Origin of the sequence: Neobacillus drentensis, assembly GCF_036962765.1 — a bacterium.
GTDB classification, from domain to species: Bacteria; Bacillota; Bacilli; order Bacillales; family Cytobacillaceae; genus Neobacillus; species Neobacillus drentensis_C.
The window spans coordinates 13,984-40,169 of record NZ_JBALOS010000046.1; the positions used below are offsets into that span (position 1 = coordinate 13,984).

14 protein-coding genes and 1 pseudogene are annotated in these 26,186 nt (G+C 43.5%); 13 read left to right on the plus strand and 2 right to left on the minus strand.

The annotated features are described in order from the left end of the window. The first annotated feature begins 270 nt into the window (after nt 1–270). Together V7137_RS30630 and V7137_RS07690 are read left to right on the plus strand one after the other, a co-directional pair. Nucleotides 271–441: an AraC family transcriptional regulator gene (locus V7137_RS30630; RefSeq protein ID WP_420490103.1), complete on the plus strand. Its 171-nt coding sequence runs from the start codon at nt 271–273 to the stop codon at nt 439–441. A 525-nt stretch (nt 442–966) separates the two neighbouring features. Then, complete coding sequence (locus V7137_RS07690) at nt 967–6,309, plus strand: DUF7402 domain-containing protein (RefSeq protein ID WP_335697537.1); 5,343 nt, start codon at nt 967–969, stop codon at nt 6,307–6,309. Nucleotides 6,310–6,570: 261 nt separating this feature from the next. Here the strand turns inward: V7137_RS07690 and V7137_RS30635 are convergent. Continuing rightward, nucleotides 6,571–6,678, minus strand: a pseudogene (locus V7137_RS30635) (hypothetical protein); the annotation flags it as partial. A 705-nt stretch (nt 6,679–7,383) separates the two neighbouring features. Here V7137_RS30635 and V7137_RS07695 point away from each other — a divergent pair. The 8 genes from V7137_RS07695 (at nt 7,384) to V7137_RS07730 (ending at nt 19,534) form a co-directional block, all read left to right on the plus strand. Then, nucleotides 7,384–8,148, plus strand: coding sequence for an SDR family NAD(P)-dependent oxidoreductase (locus V7137_RS07695; RefSeq protein ID WP_335697538.1), 765 nt, complete (start codon nt 7,384–7,386; stop codon nt 8,146–8,148). 324 nt (nt 8,149–8,472) lie between these two features. Then, the gene (locus V7137_RS07700; protein ID WP_335697539.1) at nt 8,473–10,407 is read left to right on the plus strand and encodes a hypothetical protein; all 1,935 of its coding nucleotides are present in this window, start codon (nt 8,473–8,475) and stop codon (nt 10,405–10,407) included. After that, complete coding sequence (locus V7137_RS07705) at nt 10,404–11,252, plus strand: amidohydrolase family protein (RefSeq protein WP_335697540.1); 849 nt, start codon at nt 10,404–10,406, stop codon at nt 11,250–11,252. The genes V7137_RS07700 and V7137_RS07705 overlap by 4 nt, the downstream gene beginning before the upstream one ends. Nucleotides 11,253–11,262: 10 nt before the next feature. After that, nucleotides 11,263–12,036, plus strand: coding sequence for an SDR family NAD(P)-dependent oxidoreductase (locus V7137_RS07710; RefSeq protein WP_335697541.1), 774 nt, complete (start codon nt 11,263–11,265; stop codon nt 12,034–12,036). A 27-nt stretch (nt 12,037–12,063) separates the two neighbouring features. Further along, the gene (locus V7137_RS07715) at nt 12,064–12,981 is read left to right on the plus strand and encodes a fumarylacetoacetate hydrolase family protein (protein WP_335697542.1); all 918 of its coding nucleotides are present in this window, start codon (nt 12,064–12,066) and stop codon (nt 12,979–12,981) included. A gap of 12 nt (nt 12,982–12,993) precedes the next feature. Continuing rightward, nucleotides 12,994–13,317, plus strand: a complete 324-nt coding sequence (locus V7137_RS07720) for an L-rhamnose mutarotase (RefSeq protein ID WP_335697543.1) — start codon at nt 12,994–12,996, stop codon at nt 13,315–13,317. Then, nucleotides 13,314–14,957, plus strand: coding sequence for a glycoside hydrolase family 43 protein (locus V7137_RS07725; protein WP_335697544.1), 1,644 nt, complete (start codon nt 13,314–13,316; stop codon nt 14,955–14,957). Before V7137_RS07720 ends, V7137_RS07725 begins: the two co-directional genes overlap by 4 nt. A 476-nt stretch (nt 14,958–15,433) precedes the next feature. Next, nucleotides 15,434–19,534, plus strand: coding sequence for an Ig-like domain-containing protein (locus V7137_RS07730; RefSeq protein WP_335697545.1), 4,101 nt, complete (start codon nt 15,434–15,436; stop codon nt 19,532–19,534). 166 nt (nt 19,535–19,700) lie between these two features. Here V7137_RS07730 and V7137_RS07735 read toward each other — a convergent pair whose 3' ends face one another. Next, nucleotides 19,701–22,085, minus strand: coding sequence for an AraC family transcriptional regulator (locus V7137_RS07735; RefSeq protein ID WP_335697546.1), 2,385 nt, complete (start codon nt 22,083–22,085; stop codon nt 19,701–19,703). 299 nt (nt 22,086–22,384) lie between these two features. Here V7137_RS07735 and V7137_RS07740 point away from each other — a divergent pair, with 299 nt between their 5' ends. From V7137_RS07740 to V7137_RS07750, 3 genes are all read left to right on the plus strand, one after another. Then, nucleotides 22,385–23,362 (plus strand): ABC transporter permease, encoded by a 978-nt coding sequence (locus V7137_RS07740; RefSeq protein WP_335697547.1) that lies wholly within the window; start codon nt 22,385–22,387, stop codon nt 23,360–23,362. A gap of 67 nt (nt 23,363–23,429) precedes the next feature. Continuing rightward, a complete protein-coding gene (locus tag V7137_RS07745) occupies nt 23,430–24,317 on the plus strand; it encodes a carbohydrate ABC transporter permease (RefSeq protein WP_335697548.1) in 888 nt (295 codons plus the stop codon). Between the two features lie 265 nt (nt 24,318–24,582). Beyond that, entirely contained in the window at nt 24,583–26,151 is a 1,569-nt protein-coding gene (locus tag V7137_RS07750; protein ID WP_335697549.1) for an ABC transporter substrate-binding protein, read from the plus strand. The last annotated feature ends 35 nt before the right edge of the window (nt 26,152–26,186 follow it).

Genomic DNA, 26,186 nt, shown 5'->3' on the forward strand with positions numbered 1-26,186 from the left:
GGTTTTTCAACACTAGAAATCTCTAAAAACTAACGATTTCCTCAAAGTGTTATAAATCGTTGAGGCGCAATTTATTTAACACTATAAAATAAATTGGAATTACGACCATCTGATGCAGCGAATTATCGGAATGGTGGAACAGGAATATTCCAACACCGAACTTTGCCTCAGTTCCATTGCTGAAAAATTGCGCCTATCACCGAACCATGTCGGCCATTTATTCAAAACAGCACACGGGCAGTCGATTGCGCAATACATTTTTGACTTCGCATGCAAAAGCTGGACGAATATATGCGCAACACCAAACTGTCTTTATCGACCATTATCGACAAGGTTGGTCTAGAGAGGAACAATTATTTTCACACCCGATTTAAAAAGCATTTTGGTATGTCCCCCTGTGAATATAAGCTGCAGCTTGGACAAGAAATCGATGGTAATTAACAGCTATATAACATAAAGAACAGCCCTTTTTTCCTTATAGAAATGGGCTGTTTTTTTACGTTAGCTAGAAAAAATTAGAGAATTTATTAAAAATATGAGTTACAGCACAAAATTTTAGGTTGTAGAAAAAGCAAAAAACATCAAATTCTACAGTTTTTGAGATTGTTAATTTGAGATCAGCTCGACTACAATGTGAGTGATTTAGCTGAATATTTCGATAAATAGTATATTTTATTTAATCACAAGTATGCAGCTACTTTATCAAATTACAACATCTGGGGGTGATTAATGAATATAGCAGTCCAACGTTCCGACTTCGTCGCATAGCAAATAAAACAGCCCGCCAAAAGAGCGCGACTGTTTGTGAAAGTGGCATCATACAAGGGCGAACGACTAGAAAGGAGTCTTTTCATTAGGTGATATTGCATTATCGTATTTTGAACTTGGGAGAGGATGCTTATCGGTAATAAGTGAATGGCAAGCAATCGTTTGGAAGTTAGAGAATGAAGGAGGAAAAGGGTAAAAATGGTAAAAAACAGCACTAAATTCATTTCTAGCGTATTGGCAACCGTAATGCTTTTTGCATCATTCATGATTGGCTTCCCCGGTACGAAGGCGTACGCACAGCAGACAACAGGTAACGCCCCGTTTATTAACTCGTGGCTGGTATCAGGTCCTTTCGATTCGCCTGTCGTAGACAACATTTATGAATGCCAGGTTGGCGAAGTCATCAATCTTGCTCCGCTGGCATCTGACATAACCGCTTCTTCATCAACGCTCGCCGTCAACCCTGTTTCGAATTTAGTAGATGGCAGTACCAAGAAACAGTGGGTGACCGAAAATGATTCCAGTCCGTGGGTAAATCTGAAATGGAAGGATCCTATTGCACTAAATGAAGTAAAAATTGCCCAATGGGGCGATTCGCGTCACGTCAATAATTGGTATCACCTTACATTCACGCTTGAAGACGGCAGCAAAGTCGATTCCGGTAAGATTAACAGCACGTCTTCCAGCTCTGACGAGCCAACGGTGTATACGATGCAGCCAGGGCTGAAGAAAGTCGTGGAAATGAAGGTTGAAATCGATAAAGGCCGTACACCGTATCCTTCGATCACCGGTATTTCAGAGATCGAGGTATACAACAGACCAGCCAACGAATCCAATCCTGGTTCGGGCGTGATCACGCCTAAAATCGGCGATCCATTAGCCTTGAATCAAGAAAGTAATAAGTGGGAGTATTTCGATGATCGCCTCTATAACCGGAACTATGATGATTATCAGGATTTATACGGTTATTTTACGGTCAAAAAAGGCGTCGATACGAGAAACAAATACGTATACGCTCACACATACGTATACAGTCCGGTAGAACAACAAGCATATTTTAATGTAGGCGCCAGTGGTTCATATCGACTTTATGTAAACGACAAATGTGTATCCGAACCGACCACACCTGTGGAAGTGCAGAAGGATTTGACCAAACAAGCTATCCAGTTGAAGCAAGGTTGGAACAAGCTGATGCTTCAAATCAAACATACATACACCGAAGATGTGAATGCCAACAACGTTCCGATCGCGGCTGATCAGAATGTGGCGTACCTCGGGTTCTATGGGAGAGTTGCAGATCAAAACGGCAATATGATCAATGGCATTATCAATTCGGTTGAAGGTGATTCTGGCGCTCTAAGTATCGTCACGCAAGGACTATCGACCGAGGATGCCGTTAAAACGCTGCTGCCAACCGAAAACATGCCTTTTGGCTACAAGGAATGGCCGTATGTGTGGAATAAATCGAAAACGAGTAATAAGTACGGCGTTTCTGCTTCGGCATTCCAGTTCATGGCGAGCGGAGGCGCACCAGGTTATACGTGGAGCATCGTTGAAGGTAAACTGCCAGAAGGCTTGGAACTAAAAGCGGATGGCACCATCGCGGATGGTTTAGTGAACGGCAATGCCGACCTAACCAGCAGCAAAGGCATCATTAGCATCAACAGTGAACCCGGAGACTATAACTTTACCGTGCAAGTTACGGACCGGAACGGGAATAAAGCGACCAAGAAGATGACGATTACCGTCAAGGAACGCCCGAATAAATGGTTTGAAGAGGGTAGGGTTGGTGCGTTAAGCCACACGATCGTAACTTACCCCTACTTTGTTGATCCGAATTTCTCCGCTGATTTATGGGCAGAGCGAGCTAAACGTCAGGGACATTCACTCGTCTCGATTGAAGCATTGCAACAAAATTATTATTGGCCGTCTAAGTTCGCAGACCCACAACATGAACGGCAAAAATATTATCCGAAAGATGAAAACGGCCAAGTGGTAGACGGATTAAAACAGTTTGAAGAGGCTGTCAACCGCTATGGCATGAAATTTGGTTTGTATTATGCAACCGAGGGCGGCGGCTTACAGCATTACTCTACGGATGTGTTCGTACAGAACGTGGAGGATCTGATTAAGCGTTATGATCCGGCATACCTCTATTTCGATGGCCCGCAAGCCATGAAAAATGCCAATTATGATGTGATGTACAGTAATGTTCGTAATTACAGCGCTGACATTATTATCAATTCCAATGCATGGGGCGAAGAGTATGGAGACCCGGATTTAAGAACCTCCGAAGCCAGTCACATTTATTCAAATACAGGTGCAAATCATCTCTTAAAACGTACTCCCATGGAGCCATGGAAGTCTGTTCATACCAAGAACAACTATACGCCCTACTATGAGAAACGCGATGATTATCGTCAGGTTGCCAAAGAAATGATCATGAATGCCGGCAGAGGATACGTGGACAACAATGACCAAATGCCTTTAATGAGCCGCGGAACAAACTGGGATTCTCCGGAAGATGTTGCAACAAGATATCCCAAGTCCGTTCAAGAGTTTATAGATGTTCGTGAGGGGCTTGCGAGTTGGTTTGCGCCTGAGGGCAAGCCGGAAAGACACGAGTCTACAACGGGTACGATGCCCTATTTCTTATCGGGCTATGGCTACGAAGATGATGGAAAAGGAAACTATGAAAAGTTTGCCTTTCCTAAAAGTACGACAGGCCCGCAATGGGGATACGCAACCTATAGAGACAACAATATATATCTGCATATAATGAAGGGTCCTGACGGCAAAAAAGGGTTTGACGCCATCGCAGGAAAGTCTATAACAGTTCGTCCGATTAAAGACAAAGTGACTTCCGTCACCTGGTTAAACGAGGATATTCCTGTCACATCGTTTGAACAAAATGGCGATAGTCTGACCATCAACCTTGCCAATGTTCAGGAGGATCCGATTGATTCGATCATCAAGATTGTAACGGACAACCCTGGGCGCAAATATACGCTTACGAATGTCGTTGCAACGGGTGAGCAGTTGACACCTTCATCACTCAAAATCAATGCCGAGGGATATATGACTTTTCCGGCGCTTAAAGCCAAGCTTTCCGGGCTCACTTACAGCAGCGCAAATCCTGAAATCGCGACGGTTAACGATAGCGGTATCGTGACCCCAGTAGCGAACGGAACGACTGCCATCACCATAAGCGGGACTTATGAAGGCGTATCGAATCAGGATACGTTGAAAGTAACGGCAAGAGACGGCAAAATTTATGTTGGCGAGAAAATGATCGGCGCAACTTTAAAAGTGAATGAACGAGAATCATATAGCGAGTTCGGCACATTGGAGAGACTTCGCTATGAGATCGAAGGCAGATCTTCGAAAGGCGGCGCCATCGGGCTTGACGCAGCACAAATTAAGTGGCATGGCGGTATCGTCGATCTGAAAGCGGGCGATAAATACAAGCCGGTCGTGATCAAGGAAGTAAATACGTTTACTTTCAAGGACGATGGAATCACCACGCCGTATGTAGAACAACCCACACGGGGAGTCGTTTGGGCCGATGTCATGCTGGACGGAAAGACGTTTACGACGAATAAAATATTCTTGGACCTGCTGCCGTACCAAAATCTTGCAAGGACTGCTGAAATTACATCCAGTCATAATCAGAATGCAGTCAATCATCTGGTTGATGGCAAAGCTATTGACGGCATTCGATTTGATCAATCCAAATGGTCGGTGGCGGCCGATGAAAAAGCATGGGTTCAATTTAAATTACCGACAAAGTCTCAGTTAGCCAACGTCAATATTAACTTTAATACATTAGAACAAATATATACCAACACGCCAAAAACTATCAAAATTCAAACCAGTAATGACGGCGCGGATTGGAAAGATGTCAGCACGGTCAACGGCCCAACAGGCCCCGCTTATTTCGGATTCTATAACCAATATGCGTTAAACACGGAAGCGCAGTACGTAAAGCTTATATTTGAAGGCGGTTCAAACGGATCAACGATCGATTTGCTCGAAGTGGCCATCAACGGAATGGATACGTCTGACTTGTTTGATCGCTTCGATTATACGTATAAGCCGATCGATGCGGCTACAGGCAAGTATGACATTCAGGCTCATACGGGTGCGGGCGAACCGATTGATGTTAAAGATGCTGAGATCACCGTAACAAGCGAAAATCAGGATGTGATTACGGTAGGCAATTCAAATCTGCTGACTGCAGTTTCACAAGGAATGGCGAAGATAAGCATCAGGGTAAACATAGGAGGCCGTTCTATTGAAAATGTTACGTATCTTTTCGTTGATCAGTCAGGAAAAATCTATGAGGCTCCGTATTTAAACAAAATTAAAGTTACACTGAATAAAACGACAATTACACCTAATAACCCAATCGTTGCTGAAATAGAAGGCTTGTTAAATACAGGAGAACAAGCTGATTTATCGAGAGCCAAAGTAGAATATCTGTTGAGCGATTCCAGATTGGAGGTTGTTCCCGGCAGCAACACCATTGTGTTGAAAGATGCTGCCTATAAAACATTCCAATCTACTGTAAAAGTCAATGTAACGCTGGATGGAGTAACCGTGGCGTCTAATCAGGAAACCATTACTGCCAAGGACGGGAATATCGCCAACATTGCAATTGTAACGGTATCTTCCGTAAGGGATAAAAACGGCGTCCCTAATGGAGATAATCAGGACGATCGATATTCAGGCGTCAAAGCGATCGATAGAGATAAAGCGACTTCATGGGCGGCGAAACAAGCGGACAGAACCCCCTGGATCAAACTTCAATTTCCCGAGCCCGTGGAAATAAGTCATGTTAATTTGGTAGATCGAGGACATGAAATAAACCAAATTGTTGAAGGGCTGCTGGAATGGGAAGGCGGCAGTAAAAAGGTAACGGGAATCAAATGGCAAGGGCAGCCGGATAACATCTTGACGTTTGAAACTCCAATAACGACCAGTTGGATTAAGTTTACCGTTGATCCGGAGAACAAATACAACAATCCGAGCGGCGCGGAATGTGGATTGGCAGAATTCGAGGTATTTGAAGCGCCGGAGCAGGTTGTAAAAACCATCGTGGACTACAAATCGGTTGCTGTGGATACGAACATTGGCAAAATCCCATCACTGCCTGAGCAGATGGAGGCCGTATACAACGATGGAACTACGGGTATGGTTGACGTTGTTTGGGACCCCATCACACCGGACATGGTGGCGAAAGCGGGCACGTTCATCGTTTTTGGGACCGCTGAAGGAACATCAGTAAGACCAAAAGCGATCTACAGAGTCATAGCGGTTGATACAGTGGTCAGCATCGATTCCTTGAAGGCATTGGTGAAGCGCTTTACAGAAACCAAGGAGATCGATAATGCCGGAATTGCCAATAGCCTGCAGGCAAAGTTGGCGAAAGGCAATTTGAAGAGCTTTGTCAACGAGGTGGAGGCGCAGAGCGGCAAGCATATTACAGCCGAAGCAGCGCAATATTTGCTCCGGGATGCAAGGGCTTTGTTAGCCGACTAGTTCTGTGTTTTGCAATATGGACGAATAAGGCAGAGGGGAGCGGAACTTCCGCTCCTCGTTTTTTCTCTCTGAGGTCGGAATTTTAAAGAAAAGAATATTTAATGAGAAGCTTAATGGCGGTTTAATTGGGAGAGCGATTTCACCGGAGCTGGTCGAGGCCCCAGTAGAAACGTGACAAGACCCAACCGATCTTGCAGTTTCATTGAAAGATACATAAATTAAGCGGCGACCGCTTCCCTCATTCAACAGGAGAGAAGTCGCCTAATTTTTTCTGGAACCGCTCATAGTTATGTATTCAGTGATCAGGCGTTCAGCTTCAGATGCATTGTTTAGCTTTGCCAAATGAAGCTTTTCTGTTTTTAGATGCGAGAAGAACGACTCGACGAATGAATTATCAAAGCAATTCCTACTACCAACTTACTTCTGGTCATCAAGGAGTTTCGTAAACGACTTCGTCATGTATTGAAACCCTGTTAAGTGTAAAACAAAAAGAGGGGTTCTCCGCTCCTCTTTTCTATTTCCTCCAATAGATCATCGTCAGTCATAAAGTACGGTGAAGCACGGAAATTTTAGAGAAAAGAATATTTTTTGATGAGCATTACGACGGTTTATTGAAGATATTATTACTTTTTTTAGATGTCGACCTTCATTTGCTTTTGTATAGTGAAACTATGAATCTTGTAAGGAGGAATAAATAGAAGAAGAAGAAACGGATAATGATTTCCTGAAACAAAATCATAGAAGTGTAAACATTATTTTGACTCCAAATAGCGGCAGCAATCCTGTCAGATCGATTAAGAGCAACTTATTGGAGACAAATGCCGACAAGTAATATTTAGTCCTGCAGGAACAGGAAACAACACATTAATTGGAGTGTCTCGATGGGCTCCAAACCATCAACATTAGAAAAAATAAGGTGTGATGCTAGACTTTGGACTCTATGTGCTCAAAATCTGAACCTATTGTTGTGTTTTCTGCATTTATCGACCTATGTATTGTGAAAGGGTAAAGGTGCCCCATTAACTGCATGTAGGGGGAATCGTACGACATGATGCTAAGAAGGAGATGGGGAAGTTGAATAAATTTCAGGATAAGGTTGCGATTGTCACCGGGTCCAGCAGCGGGATCGGCAAAGCGATCGCCGAGACGTTGGCCGGATACGGCGCCCGCGTCCTCGTTTGCGGGCGGAATGCGGAGAAGGGCCGTGAAGTTGCGGAAGGAATCGAAAAGGACGGCGGATCGGCGCTCTTCGTTCAAGTAGACCAGTTCCATCCCTCCGCGCCGAATACGCTCGTAGAGCAAGCGGTGAAAACGTGGGGCAGAATCGATTTTGTCGTCAACAATGCTGCCCTGGTGTGCAACAAGCCGATCGAAGCGGTAACGCATGAAGATTGGGACCGGCTCTTTGCCGTCAATGTAAAGTCGGGATTTTTTCTGATTCAGAAAGCTTTGCCGTATTTGAAAGAGACGCGCGGCGCGATCGTGAACATCAGCTCGCTCAACAGCCAGAAAAATATTGCCGGAAATTTCGTGTACGACTCGCTCAAGGCCGCGCTGAACCATCTGACGACAGGGCTGGCGCTCGATCTGAAGGATACGGGTATTCGCTGCAACGCGTTGCTCCCGGCGGGCATCGCGACGCCGCTTCTGAACGATTGGTTCAAACAGCTGTTCGAAGATCCTGCTGAAGCGGAAAGGATCGCCGAATCCGAGAAGCTGAGGGCGGACGTGGGGTCGTCCCAACAGGTGGCGGACGTAGTTGCGTTTTTGTGCAGTTCTCAGTCGTCATGGGTCAATGGGGCGCTGATTCCGTTACACGGCGGGTACCAACTAGGGTAAAAGTAATTTAGACAATCCCAGGGGGAGAAGATCAATGAAATCGTTAACGCGCAAGTGGAAAATCTATGCTATTCACCATTCCCATTCCGATGTCGGCTATACCGAAAGGCAAGAGAAAATCGAGTAATATCATGTCGATTTTATTCGCCAGGCCGTACGCATCTCGGAAGGATACGGGTCTGCGTCCGGAGTAAAAAGGATTCCAATGGACGTGCGAAACGTTCTGGCCGGTCCGGAAGAACTGCGTCAGGTATATAGCTTATTCCAAGGACAACCTTTATTTAGTTAATAAATAATAAGCAATACAAAGGGAGGGTGAGCACAATGTCTTCATCGCTTATGAACGGAATTATCGCGAGTATTCAGGCCTCAGAACGGGTCGTTCCACCGACGTGGGCGCTGCAGGAGCAGCAGCTTTTTGAAACATTAAACAAGGCAGCCAAAGAGTTCGTCGAGCGTTACACGCAGCCGGACGGTACGCTCATTTGGTTCGAGCATTGGCCAGGCATGGATGGATCGGATGATCCTTATGAAGGGTTTATGAATTTGGCGCTCTTGTATGTGCTCGGAGGAAGCAGCGAACTGCATGAAGTATCTCGTAAAATATGGGAAGGTATTACTTGGCAGTGGACTGAATACGGACAAATCCACCGCGAGTTCGATGCCTATTACGATTGGATGCACCATGGCGAAGGCTATTTGTATTTATATTTTCTTGGTCTGGCGGGACCTTCGACGCTTAAGGATCGGCAGCGCGCCAGCAAATTTGCAGCGATGTATACGGGCGACGACCCGGAAGCGCCGAACTACGATAAGGAGCGGAAGCTTATCCGATCGCCACTGACAGGCAGCCGCGGTCCTCGCTTTGAAGTAAACGAGGAGGATTGGAGCACGCATCGCGGCATTCTGGACGATTATTTAGCGCCTTACGAAGATATTCCGGGCGTCGATTTTGTAAGCGGCAAGTGCCCGTGGTCGAACGATGAGGTCTATAAACAGCTTCTCTCAATGATGAATCAGCGGATGAATCGCGGCGATGTGCCGCTGAATTTGAATGCAACGGGATTGATCACGCATGCGTTTCTTCATAGCAGAGATGAGAAGCTGCGGAGCTGGGTCGTCGAATACGTAAATGCCTGGCAGGAGCGGACCCGATCAAACGGTGGCATTATCCCTGACAATATTGGACTTACAGGTCAAATCGGGGAGTACAACGACGGCAAATGGTGGGGCGGCTACTATGGCTGGCGATGGCCTCACGGCTTCATGACGATTATCGAGCCGCTTACGAATGCCTGCATGAATAAGGTATTGCTTACTGGCGATATGAATGGACTGCAGCTGGCAAGGGAACAGTTGGATCGCAACTGGGAGCTGCGTCAAGAGAAGGATGGCAAATGGCTGGTGCCATTCAAGCATTTCGACAGCGGCTGGACCGATTATAGGGAGGCGCTGCCAAAGTATCCGATCTATCTGTGGTCGATGTCGATGGCGGATGAGGATGTGGAACGCATAGAGCGCATCCCGAAAGAACAAGACTGGAATGCGGTCATAGTGCCGAGGTTCTCTGGCAGGGATCCGGAAACCGGACGGGAGACAAAGCATTATATCGGTAATACGCAGCCTTGGTATCAATATATTCGCGGGCTCAACCCCGATTATCCGCAGAAGATTCTTAGCGCCAATTACGAAATGATTGGCAACCAGCTCGCGAAGATGCGCTCTCCGGAAGGCGATCCGTATCAATGGACCGAGCATTACAGCGAAGGGATTTATTCGGCCATTCACATTTGGCAGGAAATGTGCCCGCTATATTTCGAAGGCCTTGTGCAGCTGACGCTGGGCGGACCGATGCACATTTCGCATGGGGGTCTGCAGCATGGGCGCGTACGCTATTTTGACGCAGCGGCGAAACGGCCGGGACTGCCGCCGGGCGTGTCTGCCTTGGTGGAGAAGCTGACACCGGATTCCGTAACGGTTCATTTGGTGAACACGAGTCTGTTCGATGATCGAGAGGTTATTATTCAAGCTGGCGTATTTGGCGAACATCGATTCTCAAATGGAGAAATCATCAATTCTTCGGACGAGGTGACTGGCACGATTGCGGCCCAAGGGAGATGGCTGAACGTATCGCTGCCTGCGGGAACAGGCATCACTTTGAGACTGTCAATGGAGCGGTTTGTCCATTCGCCATCTTATGATATGCCGTGGCCTAGTGTAGATAAGCAGACTATGATTCATGGGAGGACCGAACAATGAGGATTGATGCCCACCAACATTATTGGCAACTTCAGCGCGGCGATTACGGCTGGCTGACACCGGACGCCGGAGCGGTATTGTATCAAGATTATATGCCGAAACAGTTAAAATCGGAGCTGCAGCGATGCGACGTATCGGGAACGATTGTCGTGCAAGCGGCGCCGACGATGGAAGAGACGAATTTTTTGCTCGATTTGTGTGAACAAGAAGAGACATTGCTTGGGGTTGTGGGATGGCTCGATGTGACCGGTGCGGATTTTGAACAACATTACTTACGCTTTCGTACCAAACCGCGTTTTGTCGGGATTCGCCCGACCTTCCCTGCTACATCTGACGGGGGGTGGAGCCGTTATCCGCAATTGTTTCGCAATCTTGCATTGCTCGCTGAAGACGGCTTTCCGGTCGATCTGCTCATTCGACCGGCTGATCTTCCTGCAATGGTGAAGCTATTGGAAGGTGTGCCGAAGCTGAAGGCCGTCATTAATCATTTGGCGGTTCCGGATATCGAGAGTAATAGAACGGAACCTTGGGCAAATGGATTGGAAGCGTTGGCAAGGTTTGAGCATGTCACCTGCAAGTTATCAGGATTAGCAACGGGATCTGGAGGAAAAGGCTGGACGGCATCCGAAGTTGCCCCATACGTCAAGCATGCGATCGATGTATTCGGGACGGAGCGCCTGATGTTTGGAAGCGATTGGCCGGTCTGCTTACAGGCAGGAAGCTTTACGGACATGCTCGAAATGGTTGGCGCAACGTTACCGACTGGATTGACTGAGGATCAAATCGAGGCTATTTTTGGCGGGAATGCAGTTCGGACGTATCGGTTGAAAGTGAAAGAGGTATAGGAGTGAGGATATGCGATTACAAGATAAAGTAACACTGATCACAGGTGCTGGCTCAGGCATCGGAAGAAGCACGGCATTGCTGTTCGCTCGAGAAGGCGCAGCCGTCATTGTTAATGACGTGGACGAGGTCAAAGGCCTTGAAACGGTACGCGAAATTATAGAAAAAGGCGGTGAGGCACTCTTCATTAAGGCTGATGTGACCCAGCCAGAAGCGGTCAAAACGATGGTAGATACAGCGATTGCTGAATTCGGCCGCATCGACGTGTTGTTCAACAATGCGGGCATCAGCGGCGTTGGCGCACTGCACGAAATCGAACCGGAGACGTGGGACCGGATTATGAGCATTAATGTCAAAGGCGTATTCCTGCCTTCGAAATATGTGCTGCCCTATATGATGGAGCGCAGAACGGGCTCGATTATCAATATGTCATCGTGTGTTGCTGAAATGGGCCTCGCGCGTAGAGCTTCTTATGGTGCAACGAAAGGCGCGGTGCTCGCCTTGACCAAATCGATGCAGGTCGATTATGCAGCCTATAACATCCGGGTGAATGCACTGCTTCCGGGGACAATTTATACACCGTTCATGGAGAACTATTTGAAAACGTCGTATGATGATCCGACAGCTGCGATCGAATCATTGAAACAGCGCCAGCTCAGTGGAGAGCTTGGCAAGCCGGAGGATGTCGCTAACGCGGCCCTTTTCCTCGCTTCGGATGAATCCAAGTTCATGATGGGGTCACCGCTGTACATCGACGGCGGCGTTGTATTCGGCAAGAACGCTTAACAATAATAGACGGGAGTGCAGGAACAAATGAAACTGTTGAATTATGAAGATAACGGGCAATTAAAACTAGCGATAAAAACGGAGCAAGGCATTCTGGATGTCGCAGCAGCGCTGAAAAGCATGGCTTCCATGCCAGAAGGAACACTGCCGGTGACCATTCATGAAGTCATCGAAGGCGGAAGGTACGCTGTTGCTGCACTGCAGCGCTTGGCAGACCAAGTGTTAGCTGGCGGTGCGGAGGGCAAAGCTTATTTGCTCGATGAATCGACGATCCAATACGCGCCCTGCGTGACGCATCCGAGTAAAATCATTTGCGTAGGACTCAATTACCGCAAGCATGCGGAAGAGACAAACGCGCCGATCCCGGAATACCCAATCCTGTTCAACAAATTTGCCAATACGCTAACAGGACATGGATGCGAAGTTCCGCTGCCGGAGAAGGTATCGGCGCAGGTCGACTATGAAGCTGAGCTTGTGATTGTCATCGGCAAAAAAGCCAAATACGTAGACAAGGAACATGCACTTGATCACGTGTTCGGCTATTGCAACGTGAATGATCTGTCCGCGCGCGATTTGCAAATGCGAACCCATCAATGGCTGCTCGGCAAATCCTGCGACGGCTTTAGTCCTTTAGGACCGTATCTGGTTACGGCGGACGAAGTCGGCGATCCGAACAATCTGGACATTCGCTGCATCGTGAACGGCGAAGTTCGGCAGCATTCCAATACGTCGGATATGATATTCCATTGCGATGAAATCGTCAGTTATATTTCACAACATATGACGCTGCTGCCAGGCGATATTATCCTGACCGGAACGCCGGCCGGTGTCGTATTTGGTTATCCGAAGGAGAAGCAGGTGTATTTGAAGCCGGGAGATGTCGTAACAATCGAGATTGAAAAGCTGGGTGCTCTGACAAATCGCATGGTGAGCGAACGATTGTAGAGGAGTGGGAATATGGCAGCAAACAGGGTAACAGAAATCAAAGTGGCTCATCTTCATCCAGATCAAGTCGAGCGGTATGAACAGCTTCACCGCGATATTCCTGCCGGAAATGAACAGCACATGCGGGAAGCAGGCATTATATCTTTGCGGATTTTTCGCGAGGGACTGACGCTGTTTATGGTTGTCGAGTCGGATCCATCATTGGCGCTTCCAGATCGAGTCATCAATCACGAGCTGGAAGAAGAGTGGCATCGGCTGACAGGCGAGTGCTTTTCGAGCATTTGGTGGGATGCTAGCGAGATTTATAAGTTGCATAGGGAAGATTCGAAGGCATGAGCGAACGGCAAGCGGCAGTCGAGCAGTGGACGGCTCTAGATGGAGGAAATAAAATGAACATTAAAAACCCTATTTTGCCGGGATTTCATCCCGATCCTTCTATTATTAGGGTAGAGGATGATTATTATATTGCCACATCTACATTTGAATGGTTTCCAGGCATACAATTGCGCCATTCGGAAGATTTGAAAAATTGGAAAAATATCGGCTATGCATTGACAAGGACTTCACAAATTGATTTGAAAGGCTGCGATATTTCGGGGGGCGTATTTGCGCCTTGCCTAACTTATCATAATGGCACATATTATCTGATGTACACCAATGTGAGGACCCATTGGTACGCATATATGGATTGCCATAATTATCTTATCACTACTAAGGATATATATGGGGAATGGTCTGACCCTATCTATATTCACAGTGCAGGATTCGATCCCTCCTTGTTCCATGATGATGGAAGAAAGTGGGTGACAAGTGTTTTAAGGCGTTATAGAGCAGATGAGAATGGCGGAACAATGGCCGGCATTGTAATACAAGAATTTGATGAGAAGACGGGCTCCCTTGTTGGAGAATTACATCATATTTATAATGGAAGCGGAAAAATTACGACTCCTGAAGGGCCTCACATTTATAAAAAGGACGGCTGGTACTACCTTCTTGCTGCAGAAGGAGGAACGGAGTACGGTCACGCTGCTACGTTAGCACGGTCCAAAAATATTTTGGGGCCCTATGAACTTTGCCCACATAATCCGATACTGACATCCAGAGATGATCTTTCTTTAGAGCTCCAAAAGGCAGGACATGGCGATTTAGTAGAGACCCCATCCGGCGAATGGTATATGGTTCATTTATGCAGCAGGCCATTGCCGCCATTCAGAAGATGTATCTTGGGAAGAGAAACCGCCATTCAGAAGGTGGTTTGGGATAGCGAAGGCTGGCTTCAGCTTGAGGATGGTAGTCATAGTCCTAAAGTAGAAGTTGAAATTCCTAATATGGTAGAAGGACAAGCGACCCCCAAATCCAAAAAATATTTATTTGACAGTGATAAGCTTGATTTTGACTTTCAATCATTAAGAATCCCGCTTGACGAAAGTATGATGTCCCTCACTGAAAGAAGAGGGTACCTGAGACTTATTGGTAAGGATTCGCCAAACTCAAGATTTGAGCAAAGCATGGTTGTCAGACGGCAAGAAAGTTTCCATTTTACGGCTGAGACCTGCGTAGAATTTGATCCAACGAGTGAAAGACAAATGGCCGGTTTGATCTATATTTACGATACAGACGATTTTTGTTATTTGAGAGTCACCTGCAATTATCACGGAAAAAGAATATTGGATGTACTTACTCTTGAACACGGAAACCCGACTTATTCTCCAGTTAAGGGGATCGAAATTGGTGACCACAGGCAAATCTATTTGAAATTGACTGTGAAGAAGGATGTAGGAGTGTTTAGTTATTCCTTTGATGCAGTTGATTGGAATGAGATCGGACATAAGGTCGATGCGTCCAAACTTTCAGATGAACACTGCAAAGAAGGCGCTTATACAGGCGCAATGGTGGGAATGTGTTGCAGTGATATGCTATATAGAAAGGCGTATGCGGACTTCGGATATTTTGAATATGTAGCAGAGGATGAGTAGCAGGTATTCATAAGCCGCTTTTAAATCTTGGTTAAGCCCCGCGTACATTCGCGCCGAAAACTTTGTTAGCGGATCTAGGAGTTTAATCGGACGTCTACTTTTACGTTGGTATGTTGAATATTCCAAATAGACAGAAATTGGTGAATGTATTAAAAATATGAGTTACCGTGTAATTTTTAATTGTAGAAAATCATCAAATACTACAGTTTTTGAGATTGCTGATCTGTGACCAACCCAGCTATAATGCAAGTAAATTTACTACATATTTTGACAAATGGTCAAAATAATGCGGTCTTAGCTAGGGGGTGATTAATGAGTAAGAATAAAAGCCGACGTGTCTGCATTGAGTTCAAAAAATTCAGTCTCCGGTATGAAAACGTTTTATTATCAGTAGGAGATTCATCAGGCGTATACATACATAAATACCGAAAAACAAATGAAAACTTTAAGAGTTGATAGAAAGGAAAGGTATGATGATGAATAAGAAGAAATTCTTTACGATCATGATTGCGTTATGTATCGTTTGGGCCCCACTGTTTGGTTCTTTACAGACTGCTCAAGCAGCACAAGGGGAAGGTAGTTCTCAAAATAAAATCCAAGCCCAATTCTTTGTTTCACCAGATGGAAAGGATAAAAATGATGGCTCCTATAAAAAGCCATTTGCCACTCTACAAGCTGCAAGAGAGGCGGTTCGAAAGATCAATAAGAATATGACAGGTGATATTTACGTATTTATTTCAGAAGGTAAATATTATCTTGATGAAACGATTACATTTGACGAAAGAGACTCAGGTACAAATGGCTATAATATCATCTATCGAAATTTAGATGAATTAGCCAGTGCCGAGATAATCGGTGGTAAGGTTGTCGATTCATCATGGAAATTAGTGAAAAGAACAGGTGCTGAAGCTGACTTACCAGCTGCCGCAGAAGGAAAGGTGTACAAAACTCATGTGGGTACAGATGTGATTTTTGATACTCTTTATGTAAACGATCGACGGGCAACATTAGCACGAACTCAGAACTTAAATAAATATAAAAATTTTCAATCGGCTTTAACTCCATACATGAAAAGTAAAGCAGGCGGAATTCGTGACTTGATTTATAGAGATGGTGATCTTGATCAAGAGTCACTAAACGGTATGGTAAACGCCCAACAACGCGGAGACCTGGATGCTTCCGTATATATGTGGGATGGTGGATACTGGGATTGGATGACGGATACGATTCCGATTTCTGCGATTGATACTGCAACCAGTAAGCTTGTCTACAAGACCGTTCCAGGCAAACCAGAGATGTACAGACCTAAATATAATACAGGTACAAATGCAAGGTATTTCGTTCAAGGAAATTTAGGCTTTTTGGACGTTCCTGGTGAATACTATTTTAATAAAACAACAGGCGATCTGTATTATTACCCTGAAGGAAAAATAAAAGATAATGAATTTATTATTCCTACTGTTAAAGAAGTGATCCGTGTAGCAGGATCAGATCGCACGCACATGGTTTCGAATATTGAATTTAGCGGCCTGCAATTCAAGGACACCAATACAACGGATTGGTACGCATATGGTTGGAACTGGGGAGATGCGGGAGCTGGTTTAGGTTTCTATCCTCCTGAAGCTAAAAATAGTACACAACCATCCTATGCCGAGCAATCAGAAAGAATTGAGTTCCAATACGGTGTGATTACGCTGACAAACACGAAGAACATCACGATTTCAAAATCACATATCAAAAATTCAGGTATGTTCGGAATCAATCTTTATTTGGCTAACCAAAATGCTGTGCTCAAGGATAACCTGATTGAAAACACCGGTCATGGAGGAATAAGCATCGATGGCGGTTACCCTGGTGTGGCTGGAGATAAAAACGGTGATGGCTATAGTAGAGACAATACGATCACGAACACGATTGTTCATGATATTGGCGAGCTCATCGGCCAGGCCTCAGGTATCACAATTCAGCAGTCAAGCTATAATACGGTATCACATGTAGAGGTCTATAATTCACCAAGAAGAGGTATTTTCCTAACTGCCGGATATAGCCGTAATCCGAATGTAGCTTTCCCGAATGGCGATAAAGATTTCAATATTATGACAGATATGTACACGCACCATAATAAGTTTGAGTATGTATATTTGCATGATGCCCAACAAGATGGTGGAGACGACGGAGCTTTCTTTGCATGTTATCTATATAAGGGTAAGAATTATAAACCGAATTATTTAAGCCAAGCGGTTATTGACAGCACAGGTCCAAATCCTACCATGGTCGATTTTGCCCCTAACGATATCAACTTAGATATGGGTGCCTCTGGCATGGAGTTAAGCAATGTTAAAGCCACTAATCCAATGAACTTTAACATCGAAGTGAATACCATTACCCAATATGGGGATGTAATTAAGTTTGATAATACCAATGTAAATTATGGAACACACACCAATTACATTAAGGACTTTGACGACTCCAAGATGGAGTATGACAAAATTGGCGTAACATCCGCTTATCCTAAGGAATACCTAACAGATAGAGATCTCCTTTCAGAACCAGAAGATATCTATTTCAAAGAAAACTTTGAAAATGGTCTAGATGATTCGGTTTGGACAACTCAAAACGATCAAGCGAAAATTTCAACAGAATTCATGTCTGAGGGTCCATTAAACGGAAAACTTAGTTTGGAACTGCTTGATAAAACTCGCATATTCAAGAATTTCCCTGAAACACTGAACAAGGTCGTTACAGTCAAGATGTTTGATCGACAAAATAATAATCTCGCTTCATACGATTCAGGGCGTCAGAATTCGGCTAGGGTTACCTCCATTGCACGAGTAGATGATGGTGAAAACATTATCGGCATGGGCTTGGATTATAATACGGCTGGAAAGTATATCGTCCAGGTTGGTGACCAAAAGGAAGTTACGGATATCGAACGGACTTTTGGGTGGCATGAACTGAAGTTTGATTATACATCAGGTACAGAGGCTAAGCTCTATATTGATAATCAATTCGTTAAAACGTTACCTTCTTCCGGATTTGATTATATCTCACTTGGTTCTGACCAAGGCAGAGGGCAAGCCTTTTATGATGAGCTTTATGTTTTTGGCGGGAATCCAGCAACAATGCCAATCCCTCCAACAACCATGCCTGTACCTCCAGCCTATGATGCATCAGGGGATAATAAGCAACAGCTTAAACTTGATTTTGAAGATGGAAAAGTCCCTAATTTCGAAAAAATCGGGGGTATGCCATCAATCACAAGTGTTGTCACCGATGGCGGAAATCAAGTGCTAAAGGATGAGATTAGAGATGGGAATGATTTCTATGAGTTGAATGCTCCTTGGGATAATTACCTAGTCAACATGAAATGGAAATTTGATGGATGGGGTAATACAAATGTTCTTGGTGGAGCCTACGATAACTTTACGATTTATGTCATGACATCGAATGTGGGTTTGGCTCCAGGAAAAGCACCATTATCTTACCAAATCGTTTATCGAAGAAATAAAAATGGGACGACTGGTTTTCCTGCCAACGCGCCGTATTTCGAAATATCAAAACATACTGCTACGTCAGATACATCACTAGGAAAAGTAGGTGTGCCGGCTGGGTTTAATCTGAAGGAATGGCATAATTTACAGATTCAAACGTTTGATGGTAAAGTGGGATTTGTTTTAGATGGACAAAAATTATTATCTGTTAATGACGGTCAATATAAATCAGGTGGGGTTGGCTTTGGTGGGATTAACGCCAATGTTTACTTGGATGATATCGAGATCATTTCTAATCCTAAATACGTAGATTACGATAATCACCTTGGATTAGATAATGTCGTATTAAACGGTAATTTCAATCCTAATTATTATACGTATTATGGCGTGATTACCGATACTAGGAAGCCAATTACGATCAAGAAACCGACGATCGTCCTTGATGGTGTAGAAATGAAACTACAGGTTAATGGTGAAACCATTCCATTTGATGGTGACCATGCATCGATTTCGCCAGATCAATTGATTAATGGAAAGAATACGATAACCCTTTCCGAGATCACTACAGCAGGAAATAAAGACTACACCATCTATATTGATAAGGCGTATGAGATTAGTTCCATCAAAGGTATAGAAGATACTCTATCAACTACCATTGATCATGCTCCGAATCTACCAAAAGAAGTGACCGTTACCTTTAAGGATGGTCGTTCACAATCTGCTAAAGTAAACTGGAGCTCAGTAAATCCATCATTGTATAAAAAGCCAGGTACATTTACTGTAAAAGGACAACTTGCAGATCTCAAAGGAACCCTAAGCACATTTAGTGTCACTGTAACCGTTGATGGCATCAAATCATTAGATAAGCTTGGCAGTGTGACTACTTTGTCCGGTTTGCAACCAGAATTAGCCAAGTCCATTCGAGCTCACTATCTACATGATACGAGAGAGTTGCCATTGACTTTTGCAGAATTGGATCCTTCCTTATATGCCCAAAAAGGGACCATTATAGGTGTCGGGTCTGCCGAAGGATATGAAGGTGATATCTTGCAGATCATAGAGGTAAAGGCTAAAAAAGGATACTAACCCCCTTTCATGAGAAAATAAAAAGTGAAATCTATACGATCTTGTATAGATTTCACTTCTTTCACTAGATATGTTTATGCGGTATAAGCAGCAATCCGTTTTCTTTCCATGTATTCCTACAAAATCTTCGAGCAACTCCTCTGCCTTCCCATTCCGTTTCATACATCTATTCCTTTGTCACTAAATCGGCATCTTTTTCTTTTCCAAGTTGCAACTTGTACTCACTGAGTGACATACCAAAATGTTTTTTAAATCGTGTGTAGAAGTAATTGTTTTTTTCAAGACCAACCTTTTCAAGAATCGTCGACAAAGGCAATTTGCTAGTGCGCATGTATTGATCCAGTTTTTGAATACGGAAGTCAAATATGTACTGTGCAATCGACTGACCGTGTGACATTTTGAACAACTGACCGACATAGTTCGGAGATAATCTAATTTTGTCAGCAATGGAGCTGAGACATAGCTCCGTGTTGGAATATTCCTTTTCCACGATTTCGATAATACGCTGCACTAAAAGGTCGTTGCTATTGGATGTGTTTTTTATTTCTGTCACCTTTTTGCTAATCTTTTGTAAAAATTCATTCATCAAACTATCAATATCTGCGCTCACTTCTGCATGTTGTATATCTTGCAAAAAAACCTGCAAAGTGAAATCTTGATTGTTCTTTATTGCGGGTACTTTACTTAATACACCAAAATAAATTCTGTAAATTAAATGGATTACGCAGAACAAAATCTCATCGTACGTATATTGATAAAGTAGTTTACTGATAGACTGATAGATCGCACTGGCTTCTTCATCATGACCCTCCAGTACTCTTTCGATCAGCTGGTCCTCTTTTTTTACTGAAAAGTGAAATTCATCGGCATTGATTTCATCCAGCATGTAGGGACTGATGATACAACCATGTCCATAGCGCATTTTTAAAAGAATCGAATCCTTCATACTGTTATACATAGTTGGCAAATGTTCCAGACCCTGAAACAACGTGCTGTACGCCATAGACAGGGAAATATGTATATACTTTTCTGTATTCCTTTGTATGTCACGTAACACACTTTCTACGTTATCTTGTAATACCTTATATTGCGATACTGTGTCACAATCTATCAGCATCACAAATTTATCAGAGTCACAGCTAAACACTTCACATTTACCGTAATTTTCAGCAATTTCTCCCGCGATATTGACTATCGCATAGCGCAAGGCCCAACGCTCCTTCTGGCTATTTTCAGTTATAAACTGATTGTAATTGTCAATTTTAAACAGGCACATACACAGCTGATTTGTGGCGAGATAATCCAAATGCAAATCATGCAATTTTCCACGTACAGTTTGTATTGAATAAGTTGTACTTTCGCTTAAAAGAGCATTTAGAAATTCTTGTTTGGCGGCATAGCCTGTTTCTTTCATGATTTTATCGAGCTGTATATTTTGCTCCTTCATGGATTCAAATACAGACAGAATAACTTGGAATTCTTCCGTTTCAGATACAAGTGCATCGCTTCTTTCAGGAGCTTCCCCGTTTATAATTTTCGTCATTGCTTGAATAGGACTGTTCAGCCTGCGTGCCAAATACAGACAAATTCCCGCACTTAGAATGAATACGGCTACTACTATACCTGTAGCAACGATCGATGCCGTAATTACATCTTCGAAAATCTTATTAAAGGGTGTAACGCCAATGATGTACCAGTTGTTTGCATTACTTTTGCTGCTCGAAACAAGGTAACGGGTCCCGTCAATTTTTTGCACCCGATTGTTGCTGCCATCCAGTTCCTGTGCTTTTTGGGCTAATGAGCGCACTTCACTCATGTTATGAACAAACTCCGGTGAGAGTGCCATACTTAATATAGAACCATTCGTGTCAACCACTAAAAAAGACGTCTCCTGTACAGGATCATGACCATTGATTGCTTGAATGGAATCCGTAAGCGCTTTCGTTCGAATGTTGACAACAACAGCATTTTTCAAACCAGCTGCAGTGGCGCCAGGTTCAAATAATATATATGAGCATACTTTTGCCGATTGTGTTGCTTTATCTACCGATGCCACAATGGGACGACCACGATACTCAGCTACAAAATCTTTGTTGGTTAACAGCTTGGCAATCGCCTGATCTGAAAATGTGGATGTTGATCGACGTTCACCGCTCCGTGAGGAGTAAAACAAGTCCAATCCCGCATTGTAAAGATATACACTGTCGATATCTTTAAGTGTCAAAAAGTGCTTGTCAATGACCTTACTTGCTGAAAAAGCTATGTGCTCATCGCTTTCCTTCATATTTAAAAAATTGATAATATCTTTGTCGCTGTACAAAGCATTTCCTAATTTTTTTGCGGTCTCATCAAGATAGGCAATGCTATAATTCGACTGGGCAATCAATTTCTCGTTATAGTGGCTGATCAATGTATTCGTCGTACGCAAATACGTAATCGTTAAAAAGGATGTTAGTAAAACTATAATGATGATCGTCATAATAAAAAAGGAAAAAAAGGCTTTACGTAAAAAACTCGTTCTATATTTTTTTGTTTTTATTGAGAGTTTCATAGCGATCTCCTAATCGTTCGACTTGTATGATCCTCCATTTCGAACTGTGAATAAATGGAGGAGAGAGGGGGACCTTCCCTATCCCCGTAAAGTAATTAGAGTCAGAATATTATTTTTTATTATAATCTTTAGCAAATTATGTCGCAATGATTTCCAACACTTTGTAGAAATTGTTAGTTTTTAGAGAAAACTAGTGTTCAAAAACTTGGATAATAATACTTTTTATCGTTGAGTTATCAGCACTCGATTCGTAGAATGAGTTCAGAAATAAAAAATTCACACAGAAAGGAGTCAAATAAATGAAGGCGATTACAAATACAAATACAAATACATCTCGTCAGTATAAATCCAATAGAACCATGCGCAGTGTGCGCCGGCAGTTGCCTTTCTATATCATGATGGCACCTGGAATAATTTTTATCGCCATCTTATTTTATATCCCGATGGTCGGCGTTCTCATTGCCTTCAAAGATTATAATGCACGCGATGGTATTTTCGGAAGTCAATGGATGGATCCTTTATTCAAAAACTTCGAGTTTTTCTTTAAATCAGACGTAGCGAGAACGGTTACATTCAATACGCTTTTCTACAATCTACTAGAAGCAGTTGCCGTTACGATCTGCGCATTGACAATCGCTATTCTATTAAATGAAGTAAAAAACAAATTTTTATCTGCTACCTATAAGGGGTCCATTTTGCTACCAACCTTTCTCTCGTGGATTGTCATCCAGTACATTCTATTCAGTCTGTTGAGTGTTGACCGTGGGATTGCCAACAGTGCGATTACAGGAAACGGTGGAGAAGCTATTAACTGGTACAGCGAACCGTCTTACTGGCGCATCATCCTGCCCATTGCTTATCTATGGAAAAATGTTGGTTACTTTTCTGTTCTATACGTAGCCGCGATTGCCGGGATTAACCCAGATTACTATGAAGCTGCGGAACTGGACGGTGCTTCTAAGTGGCAAAAAATTAGGTATATTACACTGCCTCTTTTAAAACCAACCATCATTGTCTTATCACTACTATGGGTAGGAAAACTATTTAATGGTGGCTTGGGCGACTGGAACGGATTCTACACGCTTCCTAATGATGCAGGTGCTCTTTATCAAACAACAGACGTGATTGACACACTTGTATTTCGCTCGCTGAAAAAGATCAATGATTACGGCATGGCATCGGCAATTGGTTTATACCAAGCGGTAGTTGGTCTCTTCCTTGTGTTAATCTCTAACTACATTATCAAAAAGAAAGATCCTGATAACGCACTATTTTAATTGATCTGCAGAAACGGATGCTATCTTTGTTAGAAGACTTAGACCTGTTTCTATTGGGGGGAATTACATGATTCTGAGGAAACTGAATCTTTCAAAAATCACGCTACATCTTATGTTCATTACCATGAGTCTAGCCTTTATCCTTCCGTTGATATTGGTTGTATCCATATCGTTTACGAATGAAAAATGGTTGATGCTTGACGGATACCGCTTTTGGCCCAAAGAGTTCAGTTCGGCAGCATATCAGTATGTATTCAGCGGAGCGGGCTCCATTCTAAATGCCTATGCTGTTACGATTTTTGTGACTGTTGTTGGTACCCTTTTACATCTGCTGATTACTGCCATGCTGTCATATTCGCTGACACGACCTGAAGTAAAACATCGGAGAGCTCTCACTTTCTTTGTGTATCTTCCCGTTTTATTTAACGGCGGTCTTGTACCGCAGTATATTTTACTAACACAAATTCTGCATTTAAAAGATACCATCTGGGTACTGATTATCGTCTACCTCGTATCGACGGTTAACGTGCTAATTATGAAAAACTTCTTCCGCACGATACCGGATTCATTAATTGAGTCGGCGCGTATGGATGGGTCGGGTGAAATTCGGACCTTTTTCCAGATTGTCCTACCGCTTTCCAAACCAGCATTGGCGACCATTGGATTGTTTGTAACGATTGCATACTGGAATGACTGGATGACAGCCTCATTGTACATCGAATCACCAAATCTGCGCCCCTTGCAATATCTGCTTCAATCTTTAATGAACAATATTGGCTATTTGCAGTCGAACGCACAAGCTTCAAAGTCGATGGAAGCCGCTATTGGTATGCTGCCGAGTGAAGGTGCGCGCATGGCAACTTGCGTCCTCGCCATCGGTCCGATTATATTGCTGTATCCTTTATTGCAGAAGTATTTTGAAAAAGGTTTGACAATAGGTGCTGTAAAAGAGTGATTGTTCTTAGGGAATACACCACGAAGCGTTTGTAAAGTTCGAATTATTTGATTTTGGCACTTAATCAATTCGAGTAATACGTTAATGATTAAGGGAACAACTTATCACTTCTTATTCTAGGATGTGGGTGGTCTTGTAACCTTAATAATCCTTAGATTTTAGGGGGTAACACGTAATTTGTCTATAAACCTTCTAAAATCAAGGATTCATTAACTTTTTACTATAGATGTTTTGACAATACAAATATATGTAAGGGGGAACCACAATGAAGAAATTTGCTTCACTTCTGTTGTCCGTAACACTGCTATTATCGATTTTTCTAGCCGGCTGTACACCAAAAGACAAAAGCTCCACCGGCGAATCTGCATCTGGTGATGATAAGCTACCTGAGCTTACCTTCTATATGATGAACAGTCCGGTCAATGATTTTGATCGAATCATGAAGAAAGCTAACCAAATTATTTCTAAAGAAATTGGAGCAAAATTGAATCTGATCATGGTAGACAGCAGTACTTACGCTGACAAAATGAATCTGATGATCAATTCTGGTGACAAATGGGATCTCGCTTTCACCGCAAGCTGGGGAGGTATTAACTTCTTTGAGAACGCTGCCAAAGGAGCTTATGCTGACCTGACTGATCTACTTCCTAAATATGCACCTGAAACATACTCTCGTATCCCTGAGGGCATATGGGATGGCGTGAAAGTTGACAACAAAATCTATGCAATGGTTAATTATCAGCAATGGGGCTCTGCCAAGCGAATCGGATTTGGATTCCGCAAAGACCTTGTGGAAGAAACAGGCTTTGACTGGCAAGCTGTAAAAGGCAAGTCAACCATTGAGGCACTTGAAATGATCGGTCCTTTCCTCGGCGATGCCCTCAAGAAGCATCCTGAAAAGATCGGATTTGAAACTAGCTCCACTTACAGCTTGTTTGCAAATGACCCGCTCTACTGGAATATGGAAGCGGTTGGCGATATGAGCATCCCTGGTTGGATTAACCTGGATAATCCAGACAAAGTCATCAACCAGTATGAAACAGAAGATTTCGCAAAGTTCACTAAAATTATGCGCGACTGGTATAACAAAGGCTATGTGCGCAAAGATGGCGCAACAGTAAAAGATACTTCCCCTGACCGTAAAGCAGGTAAATTTGTCGCTGAGAAAATCTACGGTTGGCCTGACAGCATTGACTTTCCTGACCAAAATCTTGCTATGTCTATGAATAACAAGGATGGGAAAGCTACTGCTTTAACCGTATCGACCACTCGGACGATGATTCCTGCAGGTGCTGGCTCTACCGCAGCTATTGCCGTTAATTCAGACTCTAAAAACATTAAAAAAGCTGTGCAATTAGTAGAACTGCTTAACACGAATGATGACCTGTACAAGTTGATTACGCTCGGTGAAGAGGGTGTTGATTACAAATACGACGAAAATGGTACGTACACTCCGATTGAAGGAAAATATAATTTCAACTTTAACGAATGGCAGATCGGTCAATCTTACAGCCCTACTTTCAACCGTTCTGCATATGACAAGAACAAAGGTGGGGAAACTGCAAAGGAAACCCAAAAATTCGTCTATGAAACAGACAAAACAGCAGAAACCTCACCAGTGACAGGCTTCGTATTTGATCCGTCTAAGGTGAAGACTCAAGTCGCCAACTGCTCTGCGGTTGCTACCGAGATGATTCCGGCACTTAGCGCCGGATCGGTAGATCCTGATAAAGTATTACCAGAGTTCCTCAAACGCTTGAAAACTGCAGGCGTGGACGACATTATAAAAGAAAAACAAGCTCAATATGACGCTTGGAAAAAAGCAAAAAAATAATCTCACATCTCTTTGTGAAATCCGGTGTATGATCG